At 66.4% G+C, this 18,018-nt stretch carries 17 protein-coding genes and 2 pseudogenes; 13 read left to right on the top strand and 6 right to left on the bottom strand.

Translation table 11 applies throughout. From position 1 onward, the window contains the following. The first annotated feature begins 116 nt into the window (after nucleotides 1-116). The 5 genes from ACLJQ7_RS29430 (at nucleotide 117) to ACLJQ7_RS29410 (ending at nucleotide 4,080) form a co-directional block, all read left to right on the top strand. Nucleotides 117-1,640, top strand: a complete 1,524-nt coding sequence (locus ACLJQ7_RS29430) for a family 20 glycosylhydrolase (RefSeq protein WP_410651420.1) — start codon at nucleotides 117-119, stop codon at nucleotides 1,638-1,640. A gap of 65 nt (nucleotides 1,641-1,705) precedes the next feature. After that, nucleotides 1,706-2,551: an SGNH/GDSL hydrolase family protein gene (locus ACLJQ7_RS29425; RefSeq protein WP_410651419.1), complete on the top strand. Its 846-nt coding sequence runs from the start codon at nucleotides 1,706-1,708 to the stop codon at nucleotides 2,549-2,551. Between the two features lie 45 nt (nucleotides 2,552-2,596). Next, nucleotides 2,597-3,226 (top strand): TetR/AcrR family transcriptional regulator, encoded by a 630-nt coding sequence (locus ACLJQ7_RS29420; RefSeq protein WP_410651418.1) that lies wholly within the window; start codon nucleotides 2,597-2,599, stop codon nucleotides 3,224-3,226. Beyond that, complete coding sequence (locus ACLJQ7_RS29415) at nucleotides 3,213-3,419, top strand: hypothetical protein (RefSeq protein ID WP_410651417.1); 207 nt, start codon at nucleotides 3,213-3,215, stop codon at nucleotides 3,417-3,419. The genes ACLJQ7_RS29420 and ACLJQ7_RS29415 overlap by 14 nt, the downstream gene beginning before the upstream one ends. A gap of 496 nt (nucleotides 3,420-3,915) precedes the next feature. Beyond that, nucleotides 3,916-4,080 (top strand): hypothetical protein, encoded by a 165-nt coding sequence (locus ACLJQ7_RS29410; protein ID WP_410651416.1) that lies wholly within the window; start codon nucleotides 3,916-3,918, stop codon nucleotides 4,078-4,080. Here the strand turns inward: ACLJQ7_RS29410 and ACLJQ7_RS29405 are convergent. Next, nucleotides 4,058-4,360, bottom strand: a complete 303-nt coding sequence (locus ACLJQ7_RS29405) for a hypothetical protein (RefSeq protein ID WP_410651415.1) — start codon at nucleotides 4,358-4,360, stop codon at nucleotides 4,058-4,060. The two genes, ACLJQ7_RS29410 and ACLJQ7_RS29405, sit on opposite strands and share 23 nt — an antisense overlap. Nucleotides 4,361-4,397: 37 nt before the next feature. Here ACLJQ7_RS29405 and ACLJQ7_RS29400 point away from each other — a divergent pair, with 37 nt between their 5' ends. Next, the gene (locus ACLJQ7_RS29400) at nucleotides 4,398-4,784 is read left to right on the top strand and encodes a hypothetical protein (RefSeq protein WP_410651414.1); all 387 of its coding nucleotides are present in this window, start codon (nucleotides 4,398-4,400) and stop codon (nucleotides 4,782-4,784) included. 31 nt (nucleotides 4,785-4,815) lie between these two features. Here ACLJQ7_RS29400 and ACLJQ7_RS29395 read toward each other — a convergent pair whose 3' ends face one another. Continuing rightward, a complete protein-coding gene (locus ACLJQ7_RS29395; protein ID WP_410651413.1) occupies nucleotides 4,816-5,370 on the bottom strand; it encodes a hypothetical protein in 555 nt (184 codons plus the stop codon). 55 nt (nucleotides 5,371-5,425) lie between these two features. On the opposite strand from ACLJQ7_RS29395, the gene ACLJQ7_RS29390 reads away from it, so the two are divergent. Together ACLJQ7_RS29390 and ACLJQ7_RS29385 are read left to right on the top strand one after the other, a co-directional pair. After that, the gene (locus tag ACLJQ7_RS29390; protein ID WP_410651412.1) at nucleotides 5,426-6,121 is read left to right on the top strand and encodes a TetR/AcrR family transcriptional regulator; all 696 of its coding nucleotides are present in this window, start codon (nucleotides 5,426-5,428) and stop codon (nucleotides 6,119-6,121) included. 358 nt (nucleotides 6,122-6,479) lie between these two features. Continuing rightward, nucleotides 6,480-7,726 (top strand): annotated as a pseudogene (locus ACLJQ7_RS29385) (IS256 family transposase). Nucleotides 7,727-7,794: 68 nt separating this feature from the next. Here ACLJQ7_RS29385 and ACLJQ7_RS29380 read toward each other — a convergent pair. Further along, nucleotides 7,795-8,616, bottom strand: coding sequence for a helix-turn-helix domain-containing protein (locus tag ACLJQ7_RS29380; protein WP_410651411.1), 822 nt, complete (start codon nucleotides 8,614-8,616; stop codon nucleotides 7,795-7,797). Nucleotides 8,617-8,798: 182 nt separating this feature from the next. Between ACLJQ7_RS29380 and ACLJQ7_RS29375 the strand changes: the two genes are divergently transcribed. Continuing rightward, entirely contained in the window at nucleotides 8,799-9,680 is an 882-nt protein-coding gene (locus tag ACLJQ7_RS29375; protein ID WP_410651410.1) for a nuclear transport factor 2 family protein, read from the top strand. A 109-nt stretch (nucleotides 9,681-9,789) separates the two neighbouring features. Beyond that, complete coding sequence (locus tag ACLJQ7_RS29370) at nucleotides 9,790-10,404, top strand: NAD(P)-dependent oxidoreductase (RefSeq protein WP_410651409.1); 615 nt, start codon at nucleotides 9,790-9,792, stop codon at nucleotides 10,402-10,404. 80 nt (nucleotides 10,405-10,484) lie between these two features. On the opposite strand, the pseudogene ACLJQ7_RS29365 reads toward ACLJQ7_RS29370, so the two are convergent. Beyond that, nucleotides 10,485-10,780, bottom strand: a pseudogene (locus tag ACLJQ7_RS29365) (integrase core domain-containing protein); the annotation flags it as partial. Between the two features lie 146 nt (nucleotides 10,781-10,926). Between ACLJQ7_RS29365 and ACLJQ7_RS29360 the strand changes: the two are divergent. The 3 genes from ACLJQ7_RS29360 to ACLJQ7_RS29350 all read left to right on the top strand — a co-directional run bounded on the left by ACLJQ7_RS29360 (nucleotide 10,927) and on the right by ACLJQ7_RS29350 (nucleotide 14,461). Then, a complete protein-coding gene (locus ACLJQ7_RS29360) occupies nucleotides 10,927-11,406 on the top strand; it encodes a hypothetical protein (RefSeq protein ID WP_410651408.1) in 480 nt (159 codons plus the stop codon). 689 nt (nucleotides 11,407-12,095) lie between these two features. Then, nucleotides 12,096-12,971 (top strand): glycosyltransferase family 8 protein, encoded by an 876-nt coding sequence (locus ACLJQ7_RS29355; protein ID WP_410651407.1) that lies wholly within the window; start codon nucleotides 12,096-12,098, stop codon nucleotides 12,969-12,971. A gap of 776 nt (nucleotides 12,972-13,747) precedes the next feature. Beyond that, on the top strand, nucleotides 13,748-14,461 hold the full coding sequence (locus ACLJQ7_RS29350) for a hypothetical protein (protein WP_410651406.1): 714 nt from the start codon (nucleotides 13,748-13,750) through the stop codon (nucleotides 14,459-14,461). Here the strand turns inward: ACLJQ7_RS29350 and ACLJQ7_RS29345 are convergent. Then, the gene (locus ACLJQ7_RS29345) at nucleotides 14,418-14,897 is read right to left on the bottom strand and encodes a hypothetical protein (RefSeq protein ID WP_410651685.1); all 480 of its coding nucleotides are present in this window, start codon (nucleotides 14,895-14,897) and stop codon (nucleotides 14,418-14,420) included. The genes ACLJQ7_RS29350 and ACLJQ7_RS29345 overlap by 44 nt on opposite strands. A gap of 161 nt (nucleotides 14,898-15,058) precedes the next feature. Next, entirely contained in the window at nucleotides 15,059-17,905 is a 2,847-nt protein-coding gene (locus ACLJQ7_RS29340; protein ID WP_410651405.1) for an ATP-binding protein, read from the bottom strand. Nucleotides 17,906-18,018: the final 113 nt, after the last annotated feature.

Genomic DNA, 18,018 nt, shown 5'->3' with positions numbered 1-18,018 from the left:
ACGGTCGGCACCACCAGCGAAATCACGTGCAAGAAGGTTCTTGCATTATGGTGATGGATCTTGCATGCTAGGTACGCGTTTCGGACAAGACTGATCACCGCGAGTGGGGGCCGTCCATGCGAAGGGTCATCGTTTTCCTCGTCGCACTGGTCGTGGCGGCGTCCTCGGCGACTGCGGGGAGGGCTGCGGGCACCGCTGCCGGCGTGGGGGCGGCAGCGGCGCCGACGACTATCCCGGCACTGCGGCATTGGGCGGTGTCTGGAGCAGGCTTCGCTTTCGGTGCCGGTGCCAGGGTGGTGGCGCCGCCGGAGCTGGCCGGCACCGCGGGCACGTTCGCGGCTGATCTGCGTTCGCTCACCGGTGTTCCGGTCGGCACCTCGGGCGGCGACGCCCGCCCTGGCGATCTCGAGTTGCGCACCGGGTCGGCGCGTGGGGGCGAGGAAGGCTATCGGCTCACCGTCGGGTCGACGATCCTGTTGCAGGGCAACACGGACCGCGGCGTCTTCCTGGGGACACGGACTGTGCTGCAGCTGCTCAAGCAAAGCTGGGTGGTTCCCGGCGGCGTCGCCGAGGACTGGCCGCTGTACCGCGAACGCGGGTTCATGGTGGACGTCGGCAGGCAGTATTTCTCGCTGGACTGGCTGCGCGAGCACATCCGGGACATGTCGTACCTGAAGATGAACCAGTTACACCTGCACTTCAACGACTTCACCGGATTTCGCCTGGCCAGCCGAACGCATCCCGAGGTCGTCTCCGCGCAGCACTACACCGACCAGGAGATCCGCGACCTGATCGCCTATGCGGCGAAGTACCACGTGGACGTCATCCCGGAACTGGACTTTCCCGGCCATATGGACCCGATCCTGGCGGCACACCCCGATCTGCGCCTGGTCAGCAAGACCGGAGCCGCGCACAAGAGCAATATCGACCTGTCCAAGCCGGCGGCCTGGACGCTCATGAAGGACCTGATCGTCGAATTCCTTCCGCTGTTCCCCAGCGAGTACTGGCATATCGGCGCCGACGAGTACGTCACCGACTACGCGGACTACCCGCAACTCGAGGCCTACGCGAAAGCCCGCTTCGGACCGAACGCCACCGGCAAGGACGTCTACCACCACTACTTCAACTGGGCCAACGCGATCGTGCGGGGCGCGGGCAAAACCGCACGGGCCTACAACGACGGACTCAAACCAGGTGACGCCACGATCGCGGTCGACAAGGACATCGTCATCGAGCATTGGTCGCAAAGCGGTCCGCCGCCGTGGTTCGGCCCCGCCTATACCGGCAAGCAGCTAATCGCCATGGGCTACACCGTCCAAAACGGCTCGTTCACCCCGACGCATCACACCGCGGGCGGCTGGGCCGCGCCGTTCAACGTGCCCGCACCACTCATGTACGACACCTGGGATCCCAGCGTCTTCGTCGACGGCTACCGGCTCTCCGAAGCCGAAAACCGGTCGAACCTCGGTTCGAAACTGAAGCTGTGGTGTGACGAGAGCCGGCAGACCGAAGCCCAGCTCGCCGCCGCGATTCACGACAAGCTACGGGTCATGGCGCAGCACACCTGGCGCTCACCGGGGCCACCGCTGTACCTGCTGTTCGCGCCGGTCATCACCGCCGTCGGCGACGCACCCGCCTAGCCATTCCCTTCGGACCAGAAGAAATCGAGGTCATCCACATGCGGCGTACAAGGAAGGTTCTCTCCGTGGCGGTCGCCTTCTCCGCGGTCGTCGGAGCACAGCTCACGGCCGGATCCGCTTCGGCGGAGCCGAGATACCGCAACTACGTCGCGCTCGGTGACTCCTACGCCGCGATCGGCTCGCTGCTGTCCATTGAGGACACTGTGGGTTGTTTCAGGTCGAAGGAAAACTACCCGCACGTACTGGCCGCGACACTCGCCGTCGAGAAATTCACCGACGTGAGTTGTAGCAGCGCCAAGACCGATCACATGACCACCGCGCAACAGACCCCGACGTTCGGTGTCAACCCGCCGCAGTTCGACGCGCTGACCTCGGACGTCGACCTGGTCACCCTCACCATCGGTGGCAACGACTTCGGCTTCGAATCCATCCTCGGCCAATGCGGCCTGCTCAGCGCGACCGACCCACAAGGGAACCCGTGCCAGCGGGCGAACCGGAACCCGGACGGCAGCGACAAGTTCCTCCGGAAGATCGAGCAGGAGGTGGCGCCGAAAGTCGCCGCCGTGGTCCGCGGGGTCACCAAGCGCGCACCGCGCGCGACGATCCTTCTCGTCGGGTACCTGCGCGCGCTGCCCGAGCGGCATGGTTGCTGGCCCGCCATGCCGATCGCCGCCGGCGACGTGCCCTACCTCAACGTCGTGCAGCAGAAACTGATCGACGCCCTCACCGATAACGCCGGCGGCACCGTGATCGGCTTCGACACGATGCCACTGACCGGCCACGACACCTGCACGGCACCCGGAACACGCTGGGTCGAGCCGGTACTACCCGCCGCGCCGACCACGCCAGTGCACCCGAACGCGCTCGGTCAGCGTAACCTCGGCGAACGGCTCGCGGCGGCGTTGCGGTGACCGGCGCTCGATGGACTCCTGCTCTTGCAACGGTAGGCTTGTGCCATGGGGCACGGCGCGACGCGGGAACGGATCATGGACGTGGCGTTGCGGCTGTTCACGCGGCAAGGTGTGGCCGCGACGACGGTCACGGCGATCGAGGCCGAGGCCGGACTGTCCCCTGGCAGCGGCAGCTTCTATCGCCACTTCGCGGGGAAAGATCAGCTGCTCGAGGCAGTGGTCGACCGGGAGCTGGAGCGCGCACGGAAAGACCCGTCCGCGCAGCTCGCGGCAGCCCCGCACGGCACGCCCCCCAGCACGGCGCTTGCCGCGCAACTGCGCGGCGATCTGGACTTTCTTCGCCTCCTTCAACCACTGATCGCGCTCTTGATCTGGGAACGTGACCGCGCCCCCGACGTCGCCCACCGCGTACGCGAGACCATGGCCGAGGCAGGTATCACCCTTGGCATCGCAGACCTTGCGCGGACCGCACCACCACACCTCAACGCCGATCCGGCCGCCACCGCCACCGTCATGCAGTCGGCGATGATCGGCTACTTCCTCACCGCCGAGTACTTCGGCGGCCCCCCGGCGGACGTCGACCCCGACCGGTTCACCACGGCTCTCGCCGCGCTCCTCACCGGGCCCGCGGCCCCTGAGTCAAACGGCACCCGTTCGCCGGGTGACAGCGAGTAGAACACGAGTCCTGCTGGGCCTGCTCGTGCTGCGGTGGCTCATCGCGCAGCAGACCCGGAAGCCGAAGACCCACACCTGGCGCTTCGACGCCGAGCGGCCGATGCATCGCGAAGCGCTCCGCCGTGATTACCGCCTGGCCCGGCGCTTGAATATGGCCAGTGCCGTCTCCGATTGGGCTCCGTTGCCGAAGTAGAGCCTGATACGGCCCGGCACAGCCTGACACTCGGACAGGCCAGGAGGTGCGCGTTGACCTGCACGAATAGTCAGAATCCGGCATCGCGCGACACTCGCTGACATGGCGGAGGAGGCGACTTGTAAACAGAAGGTCAGGGGTTCGAGCCCCCTTGGCGGCTCAAGATCAACACAAGCGCTGACCTGGTGATATTTCGCATTATCCGAGTCGGATTCATATTTTCTGCGGCGTCATTGGGCTCCGTTTCGTCTCCGTTTTCACCGGCGTGCCGATTCCGGATCGAGCCAGCTCAACATCGGGGAACTTGTGGGGCTGACAGGCCGCAGCGGGTCTCCACGCGCCCCACAGGTCCGGGTGGCCATCTTCGACCGCGCCGGGATGTGAAGACTTCACCGGGGGAGCGCGCGGCCGAAGGTGCAGTAACGGGATCAGGCGGAAGTTGAGGCTCCAGGGAGGGGCATGCTCGAAGTCTGCTCGACCGACGGTGCGGTGCGGCATGGACGAGGTCCTTGCCGAGGCGCGGCGCGACCGCGCCACCGCCCGGCAGCTTCTGACTTTGCTGACCTTCAGCCATCGCAGCCTCACCCGGTTCGAAGAGGAACGCGCCTACATGGTCAGTCTCGGCATCCCGGCCGATTTCATCCCTGGCTGGACATGCTGAGCAGGGCCGCCGCCTGCGGAGTGAGCTCTTCATCGCAGCTCAGCGCGTCGAGCCAGCCCATCGTCGTCGTCAGGCGGGAGTCGGTCGCGTCGATCTGCGCGGGCAAGTTCGGCCAGCCGCCGGCATGCGCAACGTGCATCAATTTGACGAGCAGCTCACCGCCGGTCGGTTCGTCCGCGACCGTCTCGTTCGGGTCGAGGGTGAACAGGTTGTCGTAGAGCAGGCGCTGCTCTCCGCGATCCCCGCCGTCGTGGCGATGATCGCGTGGGCCACGCTGCATCCGTAGGCGCAGCCCCGTATTCGCGACCGCCGTACCGATGACGGTCGGCGCGCTGGCTCTGCTGGCCGCCACCTTCACGGCCAGCGGACCGCTGGTCGGCGCGGCCGTCTGCATCAGCGTCGCCGGCGTCTACACGGCGATGCCTCAGTTTTGGCAGATCGTCACCGTCGGGTTGAGCGGTGCGGCGACCGCATCGGGTCTGGCGCTGGTGATCTCCGTCGGGAACGTGAGCGGGTTCGTCGGGTCCTATTTGACCGGCGCCATCCGTGCGGCGGCCGGCAGTTACACCGGTGCGCTGCTTCTGAACGTGGCTCTGCTGCTGGTCGGGCTGGCCGTCGGGGGCTCGCGGGCCGGTGGCTCATCGACTGTGACACCGGAGCCGGGTCCGGTGGGGATGTTCCCGTCGGGCCCGGCGACCCGGTAGCGCACGCAGCCGAGCTGCGGACTGGCTGAGCTCATTCCGCAGTGTCCTTACCCGGTGTGAGCTCAGGGTGCGGCACAGTCGCGTGCTGGAAGCATCCCCCGGCCTGATCCCACCGGTAGAACGTGGTCGACATCTCGGCCGGGATGAGCACCTGAAGGCTGACGAAGTCCTGCGACACCTCGAGCTGGCGATGGCGGTTGCCGGAGTGCTCGAAGATCGCGTCGCCCTTCTCCAGGCGGACCGTGCCGATGCCCTCGTACTCGGCCACGATCCACCCCTCGACGATGTACTCCATCTGGTCCGACGAGTGCGTATGCCAGGGCACTTCACCAGTGCCGGTGAATCCCTCGACCACACGCATGCTGTACATCCCGTACCGGCCCTCGGTGCCCTTCCAGATGCCGAACGTGCGCTGTTCCAGGCCGTCGAAACCCGGGACGGCCTGGTAACTGCCCTCGCTGAGCCGGTCGACGAAGTGTTCATTCGCGAGGATCTGGCCCTCGGCGCGCTCTGGCAGTGGGTGGTCGACGGTGTCGTGTGCGTGCGTCATTGCGGTCCCCTTTCGTAAGCGGACTTCGCTGTCCACTTACGAAGGCTACTCGAACCGGACATGGCTGTCCACTTCCGCTACACTCCTCCACATGAACACGGACGGGGGGCCACACCTGCGAGCGGACGCGATCCAGAACCGCGTGCGCATCGTCGCCGCGGCACGGGCGGCCTTTGCCTCCGACGGGCTGGACGTACCGATGAACGAGATCGCCAGGCGGGCCGGGGTCGGCCAGGGAACCCTGTACCGGCGGTTTCCGACCAAGGAGGCGCTGATCGACGAGGTCTTCGCCGATCACGTGGAGCACTGCGTGAACATGGTCTCCGCCGGTCTCAGGGATCCCGATCCATGGCGTGGGTTCTGCACGGTCGTACGGAAGATGGCGATGGCCCTTTCCTCGGACCGCTCGTTCGCCGTGGTCCTGACTACCCGGGTCACCGACGAGTCGTCGGTCCGCTCCGGGCGGAGGGCGGTCGAGACGCTTCTAGAGGAACTCGTCCGGCGAACCCAGGTGGCCGGACGACTGCGCGCGGATTTCGAGCCCGGTGACATCATTCTCACCATTCTCGCCAACGACGGTGTGGCTGCGGCAGTCCCGGATCCCCGTGCGGCCTGCGAGCGGCTTACCGCCTACCTCCTGCGGGCCTTCGAAGCCGGCACCGATACAAATGCGCTTCCCACAGCGATCGCGGTCGGCCTAGACGACCTCAAACCACCAACCAGGTCCGGCGCAACGGGCCGGGATGGAGCTGGATCGAAGCCGGAACGGCGACGTCGAGGGCGCTGACTCCCGCCCGTGCCTCGAACACGGTGCTCAGGCGTTACCACGCTCATGCCGCATAGGTCGGACAGAGTCCACTGACCAGCAGTTTTAAGACCAGGCGTACTCGGCAGACAGTGCACAGGACTTCGGACATTCGTGCAGTCGACTTCGAACATCGACAGTCAGCGACCGCCAGTGTCGCGGCACCCCAACAGATTCCCAGTCCGCAAATCATGCATGACTCATGCATACGAGCGAACGCCGGTCACGTCGATACGAACACCGATAGACGGACGCGCCAAACGCACGGGACTGTTCCAAGATCGGTGTTTCCCGGCCCGACACGCCGGGCTGAGGTCCGGCGAGATGGGCACTGTGAGTGATGACATCGGACCTTGTGAGTCCACGCAAGCGTGAGTCCAAGCCGGCGCGGGAGCTGTCGCCGGAGCAGGCCGCCGCGGCGGCGACGGTGGCCGAGGCGAAGGCACGAGGGTTGGCATTGACCGGCCCGGACGGTCTGCTGAAGCTGTTCACCAAAAATGTGCTGGAAAGCGCACTGAACGAGGAGATGACCGAGCACCTCGGGCACGAGAAGAACCAGGTCGAGCCGGACCGCGTTCGACGAATATCGGGAACGGAACTCGGCCTAAAACGGTGGTTTCGGATGCCGCGGGCGAGGTTGGCATTAACGTGCCTCGGGATCGAGAAAGCACGTTCGAGCCGCAGATCGTGAAGAAACGGCAACGACGGCTTACCGAGGTGGATGAGATCGTGTTGTCGTTATATGCGAAGGGAATGACGGCCGGGGACAACGATCTCGCGAATCACCGATAAGGTCGTCGCCGAGATGCAGGACTGGGCCGGACGGCCGCTCGACGCGGTATACGTGGCCGTGTTCATCGACGCGATCCACGTCAAGGTCCGCGACGGGCAGGTCGCCAACAGGCCTGTCTACGCCGCTATCGGTGTCACCGTGGACGGGCGGAAGGACGTGCTCGGACTGTGGATGGGCGTCGGCGGTGAAGGCGCGAAGTTCTGGATGAGCGTGCTGATCGATCTGAAGAACCGCGGCGTCCGGGATGTGTTTTCCTCGTCTGCGACGGCCTCAAGGGGCTGCCGGAAGTCGTGACAAACGTGTGGCCGCAAACCATCGTCCAAACGTGCATCGTGCATTTGATCCGCAATACCTTCCGGCTCGCTTCTCGTCGGGATTGGGACGCGGTGAAACGAGACATCAAATCCATCTACACAGCCCCCAATCCTGACGTCGCGATGGCCGCGCTGGATGAACTCGAAGGGAAATGGGGTGCGAAATATCGAGGGATAATTCGACTGTGGCGTAACGCCTGGGACGAGTTCGTGCCATTCCTCGACTGCGACATCGAGATCAGGCGCATGATCTGCTCCACCAACGCGATCGAATCATTGAATGCTCGCTACCGGCGGGCGATCCGCGCACGAGGGCACTTCCCGACTGAGCAGGCCGCAATGAAGTGTCTGTACCTTGTGACCCGCAGCCTGGACCCGACCGGGGCAGGCCGCGCCCGATGGACGATGCGCTGGAAGCCCGTACTGAACGCCTTCGCCATCACATTCGGTGATCGCTGGCCGGGAGCCGAAACCTACTGATCAACAACGCCGGAAACACCGATCACGGGATAGACCCGCCACGGGGGCGAAGCAGCGCTGGGAAGTGATCACCGGCCGAAGTGTTCGTGATCGGCAACGGCGTCCGCGCCGGCCGAGCCAGGGTCTGCCGTGAACACCACCGCCCTCAGATCGCCGTCGGGAATGTGGACGGTGTCGCAGTCCAGTGCGATCTGTCCCAGGTCCTCGTGCTGCAGCAGCATCTGGCTGTCGTGCTGCCCGGCGGTGGGCGTGCTCGCCCAGAGCTCGGCGAAGGCGGCGCTGGCGCGCTGGAGGTCGGCGGTCAACGACGCCAGGTCTTCGTCCGCGGGGTAGCGGGTCGAGGCCGCATGCAGCTCGGCCACCAGCAGGCGCTGGAAGCGCGCGTGGTCACCCGGCGACCGCCTCACCCGGCCGCCCTGGCCAACGAACACCCGCCAGGGGATGTTGCCCTCGCGCGGGTGGAGCGAGGGCACCCCGCAGGCCAGCGCTTCCCAAGCCCGGTTCCAGCCGACGACCGTCCACGTGGCGTCGAGCACGCACACCGGCGTGCTCTCTACCCGGTCCACGAGCCGGCGCGCGCCATCACTGAGCCGCCGTGGCACCTGTCCTTCTACTGGCGCGTAACCGGCCAGCGTGCACAAGTGCTCGTACTCCGCCCTGCTCACCCGGAGTGCTCGGGCCAAGGCGTTCAACACGCTGGGCGAGGGGTGCCGACGACCCTGCTCCATGCGTTTCAGGTGATCCGTCGACACGCCGGCCAATTCGGCGAGCTCTTCCCGTCGCAGGCCGCCCGTGCGCCTGCGGCCGTGACCGACGACACCCACTTGTTCGGGTCGGGTGCGTTCACGTCGCTCCCGCAACACGGTTCCCAAAGTGCTCGCGTCCGGCATGACCGAAGAATATCAGCGGCATCCGCCAGGAGGGGACATCCTGGCCCCTGCTACGGCGGCCGAGAACCGGAAGAATGAGTACCAGGAAGGCGGAGACAGCGCGCGCGAAGCTGTGTTGACACGCGCTCCTCTTTCGATTTCTTACCGATCGTGTTCTCGATGAAGGAATTTTCATGACTGATATGAATCACCTCGCCGACCGGGTCGCGGTCGCCGAGACCGTGGCCCGTTTCGCTTGGTCGCAGGATCTCAAGGACTGGGACGGACTGCGTGCGATCCTCGCCGACACCGTCACAATGGACGTTTCCGAACACTTGGGCGCGCCGCCGCAAGAAATGAGTGCCGATGATTTCGTGGCCGCCGTCCGGGCGGTACTGGGAGGGTTTCAGAGTACTCACCATTCGACCTCCAACGTCATCGTCGAGCTTGAGGGCGACCGCGCTACCTACCGTAGTTTCGTGTTGGCCTACCACCACGTTCCCACCGACGAGCTCGACTGGCTCGTCGTGCGCGCTTTCTGGCACGTCGACCTGCATCGGGTCGATGATGAATGGCGGCTGAGGCGCATCCGGGTGGTACGGAAGGCCCCTTTCGCGGGCAACCCCGAGCTTTACGCGATCGCTGCGGGGTCCGCAGGCAAAGGCGGGCGAGAAGTGAGTGCATCGACTGACGACGTGCGCGCCGTTCCGTTTCGAATGGCCGCGGCGATGTCCGATCGTGACGTCGAAAAGCTGGTGGCCAATTACACCGACGACTTCGACTGCGTGATGCCGCTGCACCCCGATCGTTCCTTCCGCGGTGCCGACCAGGTTCGCGCGAACTACACGACGATCTTCGCCCGGTATTCCAACGGCCTGGACGCCAGGGTCATCGACTCCGTGGTGGACGGTGACCGGGTGTGGACGGAGTGGGAGATGATCGGCACGCGGGCCGACGGGGTCGTCGAGACCATCCGCGGCACAGTCATCATCCGGGTCGAGGACGGCCGAGCCGGAGCGGTCCGCTTCTACCTCGATCCGGTCGATGCCCCGGATACATCGGCACAGCTGAACATCCTCGACTGAAATCCGGCTCGGCAGATTACGCCCGATGCTCCGCTGGACGACTGGGAGTTGCCGCGGTGGGACTCCGCACGTGCAAGGACTCACCCCTCGACCTCAGGAGTAGATTGTCATGCACCTCACTGTTCTCGCCGCGTCCGGCCCGACCGGACTCTCCCTCACCCGGCAGGCACTCGAACGGGGCCACATCGTCAGGGCCATCGCCCGCAATCCCGACCGGATCACCGTTCCGAACACCCCGGGGCTGACCAAGATCGTCGCGGACGTGTTCCACACTGACGAAATCGACTCGGCGCTCGAAGGCAGTGAACTGGTGCTGTCCGGACTGGGTGTGCCCAAGGGGACGAAGCCGGGCGTGCTGACCGCGGGCGCTCGGTCGGCGGTGGCGTCGGGCGCCCGCGTCATTTGGCTGGGCGCTTACGGCACAGGTCCCTCGGCCGCGGTGGCAAGCGCGCTCAACCGGCTGGTCCTCAAAGGACTCGGAGCGGAGGTCGCCGACAAGGTCGAGTCGGACGCCGTGGTCACCGAAGCCGGCGGAACGGTTTTCCACGCCGGACCCTTGACGAACAAACCGATCAGCCCGGACCGGCGCACCGTGGGGCTCGATACCTCTCCCAAGAGCATCTTCCGCATCATGGTGAGCCGGGACACCGTTGCCGCCGCGATGCTTGACGAAGCGGAGAACCCGCGGTTCCCCGGCCGGATCGCTGTCCCACTCACACGCTGACCTGAAGGCCCGCGCCGCTCGCCGGATGTTGGAGACCCAAGGTGGCGGCCGGCCACCCGGGGAAGCTGTGCGGTGCTATAAACGCGGCTGGCGGGTGGTTGGCCGTTGCGTGCGGTGTGGCCGCGGTGGTGGTTGTAGTTGGCTAGCCATCGTGGGTAGGCGTTGCGGCGTTCTGTCTCGCTGGTGTAGGGCTGGGCGTAGGCCCATTCGTCGAGCAGGGTGCGGTGAGCACTCGCTGGACGGTGATTCCGTTGCTGGCGAAGAAGGTCTGCGCTCGTTGCCAGAACTCGACGGCGGTCTCTTTCTCGTCGGACAGGATTTCGCTGTAGGCCAGGCGGGAATGGTCGTCGGGGGCGTTGTGCAGGGAGCTGTAGCCGTTGCCGTCCAAGGTTTTTCCTGGTGTGCGGGTGTGGTGTCGTTGCCCGGCTTGGCGGCGTAGCACAGGAACGAAGTCAATGCTTCGGTGATGGGTTCACGGTCTTTCCGGGACCGGTCCCTTGCCGATCGGGTTAGCATCCCCGTATGCGGCACATGATGGGCAGGACGGCCCTCACGGTACTGGCCGTGGCCGGGGCCACGGCCGCGTGTGGTGGCTCGACGACCGCACCGTCGGCTACGCCGCCGTCGTCTTCGGTCCCGGCAAGCACCAGCGCGAGCGCGGCATCGAGTAGCGCCGTCCCCAAAACCAGTACGGCGCTCAAGCCTTTCCCAGCGGCGGCGGACGGGACCAACCTGCGCGCCTGCGCCGACGGCGACTGCGAAATCCTGGTGACCGGGCCGGTGACGATCCGCCTCACCAAGGGCCTCGGGATGAGTTCGCTGGACATCACCGCAGTCTCGCCCGCCGGCGTCGATTTTCAGTCCAGTTCGCCATCCGGGATGGTCATGTCAGCCACGGGGCAGACCCCGAACCAGGGTGGGGCGTCCACCTTCAACAAACTATCGTTCGAGGTGGTCGCGCTCGAGGGATCGAAGGCCGTCGTGAGGTTCACGCACACCTGAATCAGGGTTGCCGACTGTTGAGTCGGGTATTCGAGTGTCGCCAGTTTTCCAGCGTGATAACGGCGGATGCGTAGATCGTTGAGATGAGCCGGCCGAGATGCTCGAGTAGGGCCTGACCATCAGCGATCGGGCCTTGTCGGCTTGATGGGAGGGGGTCCTGGTCGTGGCGAGTGTTTTGCCAGGCTCACCGGGTCCGGTGCTGACGGTTTTCGGGCTGAAGGCGCAGGATCGGGTATGGCCGCGAGTTGGTGGCCGAGCACGGTGACGGCGGGGCAAGGCCCGCTCGCCGGAGGGCTCTGCGACCTGCCTGCTTGCGATGCCAAGCCGGCCGGGTGCGGCGCAGCTCGACCCTGCACTCATCCGGGCTGGCTTTGAATCCGGCGAAGCGAGCCGGCCGACAGGGAGTACAAGGTGCTCGGTGACGGCGGCGCGATGGCGGGGACACAGTCAGCCGGAGCCGGTCGGCCGCGTCAGTCGAGCCTGGGCGGAAGACGGCACCTTGCTGCCGCCTCGCGGCAGCGCGCGGATCCCGGAACCTCAAGCGGGACCTGCCGGCCTCACGTCACAGTGTTCTGGAGGGAATCGACCATGTCCGTTGCGAAGGCCCCTTGGAGATCGACTGTTGCGCCATTGCCGAGAAGTGTGGAAGATCGTCCTGGTCCGACCTCGGCAGTTCAGAAAGGCCGATAGTGGCGCAAGCTCGACAGGAAGCTCGCCGAGACGGCGGCGATCACCTCGCAGATTCCGTCGTCCACATCGCGACCGCGACGGATGAGGCGTACCTGCCATATGTGGCGGCCATGGCTTGGTCGCTTGCCGCGCGACGGGACCCGGGAACCAAACTCGAGCTCACCATCATGCATGTGGGGGTATCAGCCGCAGACCGGGCCCGCGTCGAAGCCGTCACCGACGGAATCACCGTACGGTGGGTCTCGATGCATTCGGATAATTACCGGCGTTGGGGAGTCGAGCCGGAACCGCTGATTCTTGACCCGCACTATTTTCGCTGTCTGCTCGCGAGGATCTATCCTGAAACGGTTGAGCGAGCCGTCTACATCGACTCCGATACCGTGATCCTGAAGGACCTCAGATCGCTGTGGAGCTGGCCACTCAACGGGAACCCGATCGCTGCCGTGGGTGATCTGGTGTCGGTGATAAGCGATGCCATCAGTCACTGGCAGGAGATCGGACTCGATCCCGACGCCCCATATTTCAATGCCGGTGTGATGGTGATCGACCTGGCGCGCTGGCGGACAGAGAACATCGGTGAGCGGGTTCTCCGGCAATGTCAGGAGAACCGGCACCGGCTGCTCATCCAGAACCGGTGGAATCAGCACGATCAGTACGGTTTCAATGTCGTACTCCAGCATCGCTGGACGGTATTGCCCTCAGGCTGGAACCACTACGCGGAGCGAGCCCTCGACGATGTCGGAATCGTGCATTTCCTCGGCGATATGAAACCCGGCGCTCCGCTTGCCTTGCCAGAATGCACGGAGTTGTTCATCCAAGCTGTCGACGCGACCCAATGGGCCGGCTGGAGGCCACCTGGGAACACCTCGACCTAACCTTGTCTCAGCGCACTCCGCTGATGGGCATGCCAGAGCACCGGAGATTACGATTCCGTCCTGAGCGGCTGGTCAGAGCCCGCAGCGTCGTGGGCTGGAGAGAGTGTTCGGTAGCCTGGTGGATGGCGGCGAGGCCGGGTTGACGTAGGGGGCGACGCTGCGCAGGGATTTGTGGCCGGTCTTTGCCATGATGACGTTGGCGGAAACTTCGGCCGCAAGGCAGGTCAAGTAGCCCGCGTACGTCGCGGCGATCCCAGCCTTGCTTCTGTTCGGCGGCTGCCGTGCGATCAGGGCTCCGGGCGGCTCGCTGTTCACCCTCGCTCCGACGACGAGGCATCGTGGGTCGGTTCCTGGCGGACCTTTCGGGAAATCGCCCAGGAAATCCCGCAGTGCTGGCGGAGTTCCTCGCCCAGTGGAGTGCGACGCGGTCACCCAGTCTTGAACCGTGCCGGCGTACGCCATCTGTGCGCATGCTTGCACCCTGCGGGCGGCTGCGGTGGCAGTATAGGACTGCACCTTGCGCGAAAGCGGTGACGATCGGGATTGCGGCTGGCGTGGTCGGCGAGCGCTTCCGTCGTGGCGGCGCCGTGCCACCACCCAGCTATCAGGCCTCATCTCTCATTCCGGCTCGAGACTCGCCGACGTTGAACTGGGAGAAGACGACGCGAACGGCGGGAGGCTCCCCGTGTCACCTGAGTGTTAGCTAGAGAATGAACGATGCGCATTACTCTTAGGGGCTTATGAATGAGCTCGGCGCTCTCGTAGGCACGCATCCGGTGGACAACCGGCGCCGGTGGGTCATCGCCGCACAGGCAGCGGCGGTGGCGGTCGCCGCTCTCGTGCTTCTGGCGCTCTTGGTGGCGGCTCCGGTCTGGAGTGCGGGCAAGTTGGTAGGCCTGCTCCTGATCGGGATCGTGCCCGGGTTCGCCGCCGCGGTGGTCAATGCCTGTAAGGCGTGGCGGGGTGGGCCCCTAGAGCGGTTCGAGGTCTACGATCTCGGCATCGCGCACACCACAAAGGACGGGCAGCGGGCCTGGACTTGGCAGCAGATCACCCAGCTTCAGTGTACGAGAACGCCGGGACGGCTTCCTCGCTATGGTTGGGACTTCAGCTGCGCGGTCAGGTTCACCGACGGTGCGACGATCGGGTTCAACGGCCTTACCGCGGATGCCCCCGCGATCGTGGACGTGCTGTACGCCCAGCGTCCGGATGCCGTGGTGGCACCGGACACGCTTCGTGGCTGGAGACTGTTGCGCTGGGTAGCGCCGTTCGTCGCGGCCGGGTGCGCGTGGTGCATCGTGATCGTGTTCAGGATGCTCAACGACGACCGAACCACCGTTCCGGACGGCCCAGGGTCGTATCGGGTCGTTCCGAAATATGACGACAGCACGATCGCTCTTCTGGCGATAGGAGGGCTTGTCTGTGTCGTCGCGTTCGTCGTTTCGCTCAGCTACCTCGCCGTCGGGTTGGTCCAATCACGCAGGCGGTAGACAGCAGCGGGCCGGTGGGGATTCCTGGCGGTGGGCTGGAACCGCAGCGGTGCCGGACGTGTACTGACTCTGGGGTAGCCGTTCGCGCATGTGTATTCACATCCAGGCCGAACCGTCTGCCGCCGCTCCGGCCCGATGCCGCCCAGCATGTTGATCTGCCAAGCCCGTAGGAGTTGTCGGGCGGAGTGGCGTTGTGGGCGCAAGTATTCCCGCCGAATTCGGCGAGCGCGACCGCCACCGCCGTGGTCAGCCCGTCACCGCGAAGGCCTGCGTCGTGGGCGTAACGGGCGATCTGCTCAGGGGCAGCTTCGGCATGGACCGAGCTTGGCCCATGCGCACGCCGGTGGGAACCGGCGTGTTCATGATGTGGTGGTCGTCGGGTTCTTAAGGGGCATAACCGCCGTTCTGGTGGAGTAACCGTCGAGGTGTGCCCCATGCTTTGCGGCGGCAGAGGCTGCTCATCTGGCCCCGTCGCGCCCGCCGAGAGCATCACGTTTCCAGGTGCGGCACGGGTGTTCCGACAGACCAGCCCGCTTCCTCTGGCTACTCAGCGTGATGGATGCGGGTATTCGCCCTGAGCGAATAGTGCCAATCCTGTCAGAGTCGGACGTCGTGCCGCGAGGGCGCGTCGAGTTTGCGGAGTACGTTGGCGACGTGGTCCTCGACGGTGCGCCGTGAGATGAACAGGGCCTGGGCGATCTCCCGGTTGGTGTGGCCGTTTGCCAGCAGGCGTGCGACATCGTGTTCGCGCGGCGACAGCTGGGTGCCGTAGCTGCGGCGGCCACGGACGGAAGGTATGACGGTGCCGGTGCTGCGGATGTGGTGACGGCAGCGGGCGGCGTCGACGGTGGCGCCCAGGGCGTCGAAGACGATGGCCAGCTCACGGAACACCGCGGGATCGGCGCCCGTGATGCGGGCGGCGTTGTCGGCGCACTGCGCGGCGCGGTATCGCTGCCCGAGTTCGTGGTATCGCAGCTGTGCGTCGCGGTAGTGGTTCTCCGCGTTGTCGTGCTCTCCCCCCGCGGCGGCGATCTGTGCTCTGCACACCGTGAGCGCCGTCCGTGCCGAGGGCGCGTCGATGCCGTTGAGCTTCTCCTCGGCCTCCGCGACGAGCTGCCGGGCGGCAACGGTCTCGTCGTCGGCGAGGTAGCACGCGACAGCCTGGGGGACTATCTCGGCGGTCCATGCCCAGGAGCCCTTCGCGCGGAGCAGGGCAAGTCCGCGCTCCGCGTGACCGCGAGCCGTGGCATCGTCCCGGCTGAGCAGCATGGCGGCCATCCCGCCCGCCGCGGCCACCGCCACCGGAATCACCGCCGTCGGGTGCGTGTCCAGGGCGGCGTGGAATCCGCGTTCGGCGGTCAGCCAGTCGCCGCGTGCGGCGGCCAGCCAGCCGACGACCAGGTTCAGTTCGTTCGCGATATGGGGCAGATGGGAATAGGCATGGATCAGCGTCTGCACCCGCTCGGCCAGACCGGACCACTCGCCCGCCAGCCAATCCAGCCGGGCCGCGGTGGCTTCGGCTGTCGCCACCACATAGGGGGCGCCCGCACGCGAGGCCAGTGTCAGGCCGGTGTGCAGGAACGTCCGTCCCTGCCGGTCCCGGCCGGTCCACGAGCACGCGTCGGCCAGGTTGGTGTGGGCACGGGCGAGATGCCTGATCTCGGCGGGGTCTTCGATGTCATCGGGCGCGGGCAGCAGGGTGATCCGGTCCCAGCCTGCCGGGTCACCGACGATGAGCTGCCCACCGAGCACAGTGGCCAGCACCGCGGTGCGCACCGGGCGCCGCGGGAGCCGGGCGAGCAGGTCCTCCACTCGTGGAAGCCAGGCCCGATGGTCGGCTATGGTGGCGATGTCGAGGTAGGGCACGGAAAGCAGCGCCATCCCGGACGCGATGCGCTCGGGCTGGTCGCCGAGCAGTTCTATCGCGTGGGCGATTTCGGCGCATCCGCGGTCCAACCGCGACTCGCGCACCAGCAGGATGCCGAGGCACAGCCGCACCTCGCCCCGCACGTCGGCGACCAATCTGGGGTCTGACCGCAGCGCCTCGATACGCATGATCACGTCGGCGTCAGGGAGCCCGGCCAGCGCGTATCCACAGAGTTTCGGGGCCAGCCGGTTCAAGTCCTCGGCGGGCACGTCGCGGTCGGAGACGACGGGGGAGAGCACGTCCACCGCACCGGACATGTCGTTCGCCTCGGCCGCGGCGTCCGCGGCGCTTTCGCTGTATCGCAACCACTCGTCCGGCAGGTCGGCCCCGGCGCAGTGCCTGGCGAGCCGTGCGACCGGCCACCCGGCCACCTCGGCCAGCACGCGTACCGCGGCGCCGTGCAGCTCCTGCCGACGCGGTCCCGGCATGGCCGCGTACACCGCTCGCCGCGCCATGTCGTGCCGGAGGCCGTACCGGTTCAGCGGGCCTTCCGTCAGCACACCGGAGCGCACCAAGTCCACCACCGGGTGCACGTCGGGAGTCCCCGCGACCGCGGTGAGGATCTCCGCCGGCACCGCGTCGCCCAGCACGGCCGCCGCCTCGGCGACCGCGCGCTCCGGTTCGCTCAGCCGGTGCAGTCGTTCGAGCACCGACTCCTTCACCAGGACAGGCACATCGACGCTGGCCAGGACCCGGCTGGCCACCACCCCCTCGACCCGTGTGTCCACGAGCCGGTCACGCAGCGCACGGGCCGCTTCCGCGACCACGAAAGGAATTCCGCCGGTCTCCTGCAGAACCGCGCTCGCGAACGACTCCGAAACGACGCCGCCTGTGAGGGCTTCGATCAGCGCCCGTACCTCCGGCTCCTCGAATGGTCGTAGTCCCACACGCGCGGTGGCGACCTCCGACGGCGGGTGCACGACCGGCCCCAGCGGGGTGTCACCGGAGAGTTCCTCACGCCGATAGGTGATGACCAGCGACAGTCCTGGGGGCGGATCCGCGAGCAGAAATCTCAGCACCTGACGGGTGTCTTCGTCCGCCCAGTGCACGTCTTCGATCACGAGCACGGCCTGGCCGAGCGCGCGTACCAGCGCGCAGACCGCACGGAACATCCGATGACGCTCGGCCTCCGGACGGTCCAGTGGCGGCGGTGCCGGTGGCAGGAGATCGGCGAGTTCCGGCAGATGTCCACGAAGCGCGCCGGTAACCGGATCGGGAACGCCCACCCTGTCCCCGGCTCGCCCGAGACAGTCGAACAACGGGCCATAGGGGAAGGGTTCGTCCAGTGGCTGGCAGGTACCGACGGCCATCCACAGGTTCCGGCCGCGCACCGCCGTCGCGAGGGCGCCGATCAAGGTGGTCTTACCGGCCCCCGCCTCACCTTCGACGAACGCCACCGCGGGCGGGCGGATGACGACGTCGAACAGGGTGGCCGATTCCGCGGTCCGGCCGACAAATGGGGTGGATCGTCCGGGCGACGGCAGGGGACCCGTGCCGAACTTCCGCGGCCGTGCCATCTCGCCATCCACTGCCACCTCCGCGCTGGTCACACCGGTGCCGGGAGGCCGCAACGATACGTCTGACCGTCGCCACCGCGTAACCCTGATCACGGTAATGCCGTACCCCTCCG

The sequence above is a fragment of the Amycolatopsis sp. cmx-4-54 genome, assembly GCF_046548895.1.
Taxonomy (GTDB): Bacteria; Actinomycetota; Actinomycetes; order Mycobacteriales; family Pseudonocardiaceae; genus Amycolatopsis.
This window is presented reverse-complemented; position numbering and strand designations above follow the sequence as displayed.